The following is an 8,834-nucleotide window of genomic DNA, read 5'->3' as shown; positions in this document are numbered from 1 at the left end:
TGGTGGCAAGTGTGGGAAGTGTGGGAAGTGTGGGGAGGGTGGGAAGTCTGGGGAGATAGGGAGATGGGGAGATGGGGAGATGAGGAGATGAGGAGATGGGTAATTGGTAGCGAAGCAACCGTTAACCTTTGACCAACCTTTGACCAACCTTGGCCAAAAGGCCACGCTACGCGAACGACCAACCTTGGCCAAAAGGCCACGCTACGCGAACGACTAACCTTGGCCAAAAGGCCACGCTACGGAACCTGCAACCTTGGCCAAAAGGCCACGCGTGCGCGTTCAACCCAACCTGCAACCTTCAACCTGCAACCTTAAACCTTCGTAGGATACTCTTGAATGTTCTCATCAAAAAACCCGGTCAAGACCGGGAAAATTGCTGAAAAACCAATCAACTTACCAAAGCTTGGCTTTATTACAAAAAATCGTGGAATGTTTGGAAGCCCCGTCTATGAACGGGCAGGGTGCTGACCCTTGATGACCTTTAGACTGAAAAGAGAAAACACTCCCACACCTTGTACCCTTTTTTGAGATCCTAAAAGGTCATCAATTATTAACATTCCCAGACTAGGGCCAGCTCAGAAACCTTCTATGTGACTATCTGATAATGTTACAGGTGAGGGGGCAAGCGGCATAAACCGGAGTCTGGATCAGATCAGGCTCGCCATGTAGCCAATTTAACCAACGAACTTCCTGAGGATGAACCCCCTTAAAGGTTAAGACTCCTGCACCTAATACCACTGCTAAAACATTTACTCCAATCAAACTCCCTGCTACGAGTAATACAGCACTAACCGGCAGAATCGATTGTAGAGCGATCGCTAACAAAGAGCCGGTGGTCACCATCAATACAATCAACGGAAAACCGACAACCAGTAAGCAAACTGCCAAGGTAAATGCCCAAATTAAAAAGCTTTTGACCACTGCTAATGAATCAGTTTGTGTCAAGCTTTGACTTGTGGTTAATGCCATGGTGTTTTCTCCAGTAATCATTAAAAAAAATGAATTGACAGTGTCTGCCCTTGATTGACAGGGTCTGTCCTTGAGTAAATTCTTTGATTTGAAATTTTCTAGGTGAGTTCAAGTATAGGTAAAATTTTGATGAAGATGAACCTTTTGTCAAAAAAGTTTACAGTCAACTCGTCCGACCTATGTATCAAAATTGTTACAATCGTTAAAAGCCGGAAATTATTGGTTATCTTAAGACAGACCGATAATCTACCATTAGACAGATGAATCAATTTTTCATCGCTGATACATAGACCGAAGATATAGACCCAATCAGTTATAGCGTTATAGTTAGAGTTATATAGACCGAATCAGTTATAGAGTCGCAAGAACAAGAAAGGGAGCTAGGGTCGGGCATCGGATCAGGATGGGTGAGGGTTTGAATCCGATTTGCTTAACATTTGTTATAATTTGCTTAATATATATTATCCAAATTGAGGAGTTTTATCATATTAAGCATAATTACTGATAATTACGCATAATTACTCATATTAGGTATTTGTGATTAGGTATTTGTGATTAAGACTTCCCCCCCGTCCCTTGGTCAACCCTAATCTTAGGGGTGCTTTGAATCTTAGGGGCGCTTTGCTTGCGCCCTCACGGCTTGGTCTGGGCCCTCACGGTGATCTTAAATCTGGTTTTGAGCAGGGGAGAGGGTTTTAGAGTTTTTGCTGCTTACTCAAAAATAAACAATCACAAACAATAACAAACAATTAGATGGTGACAGCTAAGGAATTTCAAAACATACATAGTCCTATAAACACATCACCTCATCACCATTTATAGCTCGAAGACATGAAATTAGTGTATAGCGTTTCTTATACTTATCAGGTACACTCAATTTTCCTACCCCGACTCCCTACTGCCGACTCCCTACTCCCTACTCCCTACTCCCTACTTCCTACTCCCTACTCCCTACTCCCTACTCCCTACTGCCATTAACCCAGGACGAAAATCCCTTACCTAAGGTAGAACTGTTATAAGTTATACTCAACCCTAACTGTTGGGAAAACTTAATGTAAGAGTTTGTAAAATAAATTCTCGTAGCCCAACTGTAGTTGGTAGTTGAAAGATGACAGACCCACAGCGTTCACCCCGCATTGCACCAGCACCACCGCCTTTGAATGTAGCGTCTAGACCAGTATCTGCTCAAGCCAATCAATCAAGACCTGCACAACCAAGAGCCATGGCTCCAAGAAGCCGTCAAGCCGGTGCCCCAGTAGCCTCACGCCCTCGCCCTGTGGCCACAGCAGCTCAGAATTCAGCCACTAAGGTCCAAGCCAAACCATCCGCCAATCAGCACCAGCAGACACCCAGTAACATCGGTCTGCCTCCTGGACAGTCAAGCTTAGAAAGCATTGTCCGTCAGGCCTTTGAGAAAGGAATTTCTGATATTCATCTAGGTGTTGGTGAAACTCCCCGTTTCCGGAATCGTGGGGAAATGGAGCCAACGGAGTATCCAGTCACAGATCAGGCAACATTTAGCTGTTGGCTCAAGGAAATACTGACTGATGAAGAAATCCGACGCTTTAGAGAAGAGTTGGAATTTGATGGGGCAACTCAGTACGAGTTTAGTCGGGTCAGGATTAATATCTTCGATAGTCTTCTTGGTCCTGCCATGGTCTTGCGGATTATTCCCCTGAAGATATTGACCCTTGAGCAGTTGCGGTTGCCTGCAATCCTGAAAGATGTCTGTCACTACCATAAAGGTCTCATTTTGGTCACCGGTCCGACAGGTTCCGGAAAATCTACCAGCATGGCCGCCATGATAGACTATATGAACAAAGAGATGCCGCGACATATAATTACCATTGAAGACCCCATTGAATTTATCCACCAAAGTCGGAAATCTCTGATTAAACAGCGGGAAGTAGGAATGCATACCCGTAAATTTGACCGGGCCTTGAAAGCTGCTTTGCGGGAAGACCCCGATGTGATTCTGATTGGGGAAATGCGAGACCGAGAAACAGTCAATACAGCTCTGAAGGCTGCTCAAACTGGTCATTTGGTCATGGGTACTTTGCATACCAACAGTGCGGTCAAAACCATTGAGCGGATTCTCAATCTCTACAATCCAGAAGAACAGCCTCCCATGCGGGTGGCTATATCAGAAGCCCTAGTGGCAGTGATTTCCCAAGGGTTGTGTCGTACTACCGATGGCAAGCGTGCTGCTTTCCATGACATCCTGATTAATACTGAATCCATTAAGGATTACATCCTCAAGGGCAAATACGAAGAAATTGAACAACTGATGGCGGACAGTGAATTTGACGGTATGGTTACTGTAAATAAATCCTTGTTCGCTCTTTACCAAGAGGGGCGTATTACTGAGGAAACTGCCTTGGAAAAGTCACCCACTCCCAACGAGATCGCAATGATGTTGCGCGGTCGGATCTAGGGATTAGCCACACTTGTATTAGGGATTAGGAATTAGGGATCAACACTTAACCCCTAATTCCTAATCCCTAACCCCTAAAACCATTACCTAAAACCTAACACTTAAAGTATTAAAATAATTTTGACATAGTACTAGCATATGCTGGATGAAACCCCCTCGCCCCAACTGTTTAAAGGTATTGCTATATTTACACCAGGGGAAGATCTAGTATATAGCATTGACTTTAATAAGCAGAGTCACTGGCATCTGCATCTGTGTGCGAGTTTACAGGAAATACTGGGGTTACCAGAGCCACCTCATTTTTTAGTCCCGGGATATACTGCCACCATTGATCGGTGGATGGACTCTCAAACCAATCAGTTGCGCATGTCAGCAGAAATTCATTGGTTGGTGCAACATCATCAGGCATTGTTAAATGCAGTATTTGGCACAGACAACCTGATTTGGCAAGTAGCCCCTTGGGAGGAAGAGTCCTGTGACCCGGCGGTGCTAGAAACTTATCGCAATCAGTTTCCCCAACTCTGGGAAAACCATGACTTGATCCTGCGCATTGACCGCCCAGAGCCATTATCCTACTGCGATACAGAAGACGTTTTGCCAGAAAGGGTTACTAACCAAAACTCTGGCAGATCTTCACCTCAGGAGCATTTGAGAGCTATGGAAAAGCTGCCCGTTTTATCTAAGTCTACCACTGATAGTACAGACTCACTGACTGTCACCGATGTCACCAAACCTGATTCTTTATCCAGGATATCCTTGCCTGATGTGTCTCACTCCCAGGCACAACCTACCCATAGCTATGTCCTGCGTTTGTTCGTTTCCGGACATAGTACAGAAACTGAGTATACTCTCAAGAGTCTATACCAGTTGTTAGAGAATCATTTAGGTCATCCCTATACCCTAAAAATTATTGATGTTTTCAAGCACCCAGAACTGGCAGAAACTGATCAGATCTCGGCTACACCAACACTACTCAGAGTATGGCCCGAGCCTGTCCGGCGGATTATCGGTGATTTGAATGATATTGATCAGGTATTGCAGAGATTAACCAGCAATATAGTTAACTCCTCAGCACTTAAGCAATAAGCTTTTAATCGGTAATTTTAATCGGTAATAGCTAATATAGCAGTTCTCAATTTGGTATTGAGAACTGCTATATGTTACTTTTGTTTAGCAGCAGCTTTCTTTTTGGTCTTTTTGGTCTTTTTGCTAGCATTGGCAGCTTTTTTAGCCGCTTTGGCCGCAGCGATCGCTTTTAACCGAGCTTCTTCTTTTTCCTGGGCAATCTTTTCGAGATAGTAGTGGTAATCTCCCAGATAGGTGCAGAATTCGCCATCCCGAATTTCCACAATTTTGTTTGCCACTTTCGAGATAAAATAGCGGTCGTGGGAAACAATAATTACTGTACCATCATAGGCCGCGAGTGCTTCCTCCAACATTTCTTTGGCTGGGATATCCAGGTGATTAGTAGGCTCATCCAGAATTAGTAAATTAGCGGGAGAAAGGAGCATTTTGGCTAAGGCCAGGCGGGCTTTTTCGCCTCCACTAAGGGACTCAACCTTTTTATATACCGTGTCCCCAGTAAACAGAAACCGTCCCAATAGGGTACGCACTTCCTGATTTTTCCAGTCTGGGACTTCATCATGGATGGTTTCCATGACCGTTTTGCTTAATTCTAGGGCTTCTGCTTGATTCTGCTCAAAGTAACCAGGAATGACATTGTGTTTGCCCAGTCCTACTATTCCTTCTGTGGGCGGTTCCATTCCCATGATCATCCGGAGTAAGGTGGATTTACCGCAACCATTGGGACCGATGAAGGCTATGCGATCGCCCCGTTCAATCAACAAGTCTGCTCCCAGAAATAAAATCTTGTCATCATAGTCATGGACTAAATCCTTGATTTTGACTACCTCAAGACCACTACGAGGGGCATCAGGGAATTGGAATTTGAGGGTTTTGAGATTAGCAGTCGGGGCTTCTATCCGTTCAGTTTTTTCTAATTGTTTCTCTCGGCTTTTGGCTTGGGTAGACCGGGTTGCACTAGCACGGAAACGCTCAATAAAGGCTTGCTGCTTCTCTATTTCCTTTTGTTGACGCTCGTAGCTACTCAGTTGAGCTGCCTGCATCTCGGCTTTCTGCTGCAGATAAGCTGAGTAATTGCCTAGGTAGGTAGTCGAGACACCCCGTTCGGTTTCTACAATTTGGGTGCAGAGGCGGTCAAGAAACTCCCGGTCGTGAGATACTATTACCATTGGGGTCTTCAGACCCTTGAGATACTTTTCTAACCATTCGATGGTTTCCAAGTCAAGATGGTTAGTCGGCTCGTCCATCAGTAGGACGTCTGGCTTCTGGAGCAGGATTTTGCCTAAACTCATGCGCATTTGCCAGCCACCACTGAAAGCACTCACTAAGCGATCGCTATCCTGTGGCTCAAATCCCATCTCTGGCAAGATCTTGTCAATTTTTGCTTGTAAGCCATAACCATCAAGGGCTTCAAATTGGCGCTGCCACCTATCTAGCTTTCTAATCAGTCCTTCTAATTCTGCTTCATCAGCCATTTCCATGGCGTTTTGCACTTGTAGCATTTCCTCGTGTACGTGGTTAGCTTCCTTAAATACCGTCCAGAATTCTGCTGAGACCGTGCGGGTTGGGTCTACTTCAAATTCTTGGGTGAGGTAAGCGATATGAAGACTGGCAGGACGGATAACAACGCCGCTGGTGGGTTCCATCTCTCCAGCAATAATTTTCAGTTGGGTAGATTTCCCGGCACCATTGACGCCAACTAAGCCAATGCGATCGCCTGGTTTAACTTCCCAGTTGACATCCTTTAGAACTTCGCCAGTGGGGTATACTTTACTAATGTGTTCGAGTCGCAGCATTAAGATGTCTCCAAGGAAAATTTTAGCTGGGGACTTTTAGTCCTGATCCCAAGTTGCTGTCGGGTTGACTACAGAAGTTTGGTTGACAGGGATGCCCCTTTTCTTTTGACCATTAGTCCTTCTCAGTTTTCCCGTCTACAGCAGATTATCCCTGGAAACCGCCACCTACAGTAGACCTCTTGCATCAATGGTGCCAAGCCCCGATTATCCCCTGCCCAGACTTGGGGAGCTAGGGGGGCAAAAGGATGATTGATGCAATAAGTCTAGTGATAGAGTTTACGATCCAGGATGTTTTCGGTTATCGTAACAAAAATTAATCATGTCTGGTAGTACCCGAAAGTCAAGGGAATAGGGAACTTCAGCTCGGGTAACCGGGAACATTAATCTACTCTGTCAGCAGAATCCCCGCGTCTAATGACCGGGGAGTATCAACTAAGATTCCCGTTCCGCCAACTCCATCCAACGCTCAGTTGCTGTATCAATTTCCTGAGTCAATGCCTCTAAGGTCTGATAAAGTTTCTGGACTTCACTGGTGTTTTTGGGAGGGGATTGATAAAGGGTTTTCTCCAACTCAGCTTTCTGAGCTTCCAGTTGGGGAATCTGACTTTCGAGTTGATCAAATTCCCGCCTTTCCCAATTAGACAGCCGACGGGGTTTGCTATTACTCGATGATTTTTTATTGGACGCCTCGACCTTAGAGGATTCAGGCTTTTTACTTTGAGTCTGAGCCATCTGTTGGGCTAGTTTTGCCTCTTCTTCTCGCTTTTTATCGATATAAAGGGAATAATTACCAGGATACTGACGTATGTTACCCTCAGATTCAAAGGCAAAGATTTTATCGACGGTGCGGTCTAGGAAATAGCGGTCGTGGGAGACTATAATCACACAACCATTAAACCCCTCTAGATACTCTTCCAGTACAGCTAGGGTTTGTACATCTAAATCATTAGTGGGCTCGTCAAGAATAAGTACATTGGGAGAACTCATCAGTACTTGCAACAGAAACAAGCGACGTTTCTCACCACCGGAAAGCTTATGAATTGGTGCATACTGTTGGTTGGGAGGAAATAAGAAACGCTCCAGCATCTGTGAGGCAGTAATCAATGTGCCATCAGCGGTTGTGACATACTCTGCTACGTCTTTTAGGTAATCAATTACTCGCTGATTTTGATTAAGAGCTTCGAGCAAATCCTCTGAATGCTGGTCAAAGTAACCGATATAAATGGTAGACCCAATTTCAACGTTACCAGAATCGGGCTGAATGCGTGCAGTAATAATATCCATTAGGGTAGATTTCCCTACCCCATTCCCACCTATGATGCCAACTCGGTCATCTGGACTAAATTCGTAGGTAAAATCTTTGACCAGAATTCTACCGTCATAGCCTTTAGAAACATTGTCTAACTCAATGACTTTCTTGCCAATTCGACGACCAGGGGTAGAAATTTCCACTTTACCCTGAGCTTGTTTAAACTCCTTGGCTTGCATGTCGTGAATACGGTCAATTCGAGCTTTTTGCTTGGTACTGCGAGCCTTTGGCCCCCGTTTGAGCCATTCTAACTCTCGGCGCAATACCCCTTGATGTTTCCGTTGAGTGCTGATGGCTGATTCTTCAGCTAAAGCTTTTTTCTCTAAATAGTAGGAATAGTTGCCAGAGTATGTATACAGGTCTCCCCGGTCAATTTCGATAATGCGGTTGGTGACCTGGTCTAGAAAATAGCGGTCGTGAGTAATCAGTAATATTGCTCCACGATAACTATTCAGGTAACTCTGTAACCACTCTACGGACATAGCATCGAGATGGTTTGTGGGCTCATCCATTAACAATACTTCTGGTTCCGCTAGCAAGGCGGCTGCTAATGCAATCCGTTTACGATAGCCACCAGACAACTGACCAATGGGAGCCTCAAAATCAACTATTCCTAATTTACTTAGAATAATTTTTGCCTTTGTTTCCAGTTCCCAAGCTCCTGTAGCATCCATCTGCTGGGTTACACTTGAGAGCTGTGCTAGCAGTTGGTTATCTTCGGGATTGTGAGCCAATTTATGGGAAAGTTCTTCATAGTCACGAATCAGATTCATCTGCTGACCACTATCAGCAAATACTTGCTCCAAAACCGTGTTATTGTCATCTAAGTAGGGTTGTTGGGGTAAGTAAACAATTTTAGTTTTGGGATTAATGGAGAGTTGACCAGCATCAATGGGCTCAAGACCAGCAATTATTTTTAATAGGGTCGATTTGCCTGAACCATTAGTGCCAATTAGACCAACTTTATCCATAGGATCTAGACTAAAGCTAGCTTCTTTCAGGATTTCTTTAATCCCAAAGTCTTTGCGAACGGATTGTAGGGTGAAAATACTCATGGAAACTTTATAGGAAAGGGAATAGGGAGTAGAGAGTAGGAAGTAGGGAGTAGGGAATAGGGAGTAGGGAGTAGGGAACAGAAATATGTCTTATATCAAGTCTGGTTGAATACCATAATTAAGGGGCGGGGGCGCGGGGAGATGGGGAGATGGGGAGATGGGGAGATGGGGAGATGGGGAGATGGGGA

The 8,834-nt window shown here is 44.8% G+C and carries 7 protein-coding genes; 4 read left to right on the top strand and 3 right to left on the bottom strand.

Features of this window, described 5'->3' with window-relative positions; translation table 11 throughout:
- Window positions 1–149 precede the first annotated feature (149 nt).
- Window positions 150–380 carry a hypothetical protein gene (locus F6J94_RS25105; protein ID WP_293045141.1) on the top strand — a complete coding sequence of 77 codons (231 nt, stop codon included), beginning with the start codon at window positions 150–152 and terminating at the stop codon, window positions 378–380.
- A gap of 214 nt (window positions 381–594) precedes the next feature.
- Here F6J94_RS25105 and F6J94_RS25100 read toward each other — a convergent pair whose 3' ends face one another.
- Complete coding sequence (locus F6J94_RS25100; RefSeq protein ID WP_293017653.1) at window positions 595–969, bottom strand: hypothetical protein; 375 nt, start codon at window positions 967–969, stop codon at window positions 595–597.
- Between the two features lie 831 nt (window positions 970–1,800).
- On the opposite strand from F6J94_RS25100, the gene F6J94_RS25095 reads away from it, so the two are divergent.
- From F6J94_RS25095 to F6J94_RS25085, 3 genes are all read left to right on the top strand, one after another.
- Window positions 1,801–1,947 (top strand): hypothetical protein, encoded by a 147-nt coding sequence (locus F6J94_RS25095; RefSeq protein WP_293045139.1) that lies wholly within the window; start codon window positions 1,801–1,803, stop codon window positions 1,945–1,947.
- A 130-nt stretch (window positions 1,948–2,077) separates the two neighbouring features.
- Window positions 2,078–3,403 carry a type IV pilus twitching motility protein PilT gene (locus F6J94_RS25090; RefSeq protein ID WP_293045137.1) on the top strand — a complete coding sequence of 442 codons (1,326 nt, stop codon included), beginning with the start codon at window positions 2,078–2,080 and terminating at the stop codon, window positions 3,401–3,403.
- 138 nt (window positions 3,404–3,541) lie between these two features.
- A complete protein-coding gene (locus F6J94_RS25085) occupies window positions 3,542–4,489 on the top strand; it encodes a circadian clock KaiB family protein (RefSeq protein WP_293017656.1) in 948 nt (315 codons plus the stop codon).
- A gap of 74 nt (window positions 4,490–4,563) precedes the next feature.
- Here the strand turns inward: F6J94_RS25085 and F6J94_RS25080 are convergent, their stop codons facing one another.
- Both F6J94_RS25080 and F6J94_RS25075 read right to left on the bottom strand, forming a co-directional pair.
- Window positions 4,564–6,282, bottom strand: a complete 1,719-nt coding sequence (locus F6J94_RS25080) for an ABC-F family ATP-binding cassette domain-containing protein (RefSeq protein ID WP_293045135.1) — start codon at window positions 6,280–6,282, stop codon at window positions 4,564–4,566.
- A 432-nt stretch (window positions 6,283–6,714) separates the two neighbouring features.
- Complete coding sequence (locus F6J94_RS25075; RefSeq protein WP_293045132.1) at window positions 6,715–8,646, bottom strand: ABC-F family ATP-binding cassette domain-containing protein; 1,932 nt, start codon at window positions 8,644–8,646, stop codon at window positions 6,715–6,717.
- Window positions 8,647–8,834 lie beyond the last annotated feature (188 nt).

Source organism: Moorena sp. SIO1F2 (assembly GCF_010672755.1).
Classification (GTDB): Bacteria; Cyanobacteriota; Cyanobacteriia; order Cyanobacteriales; family Coleofasciculaceae; genus Moorena.
This window is presented reverse-complemented; position numbering and strand designations above follow the sequence as displayed.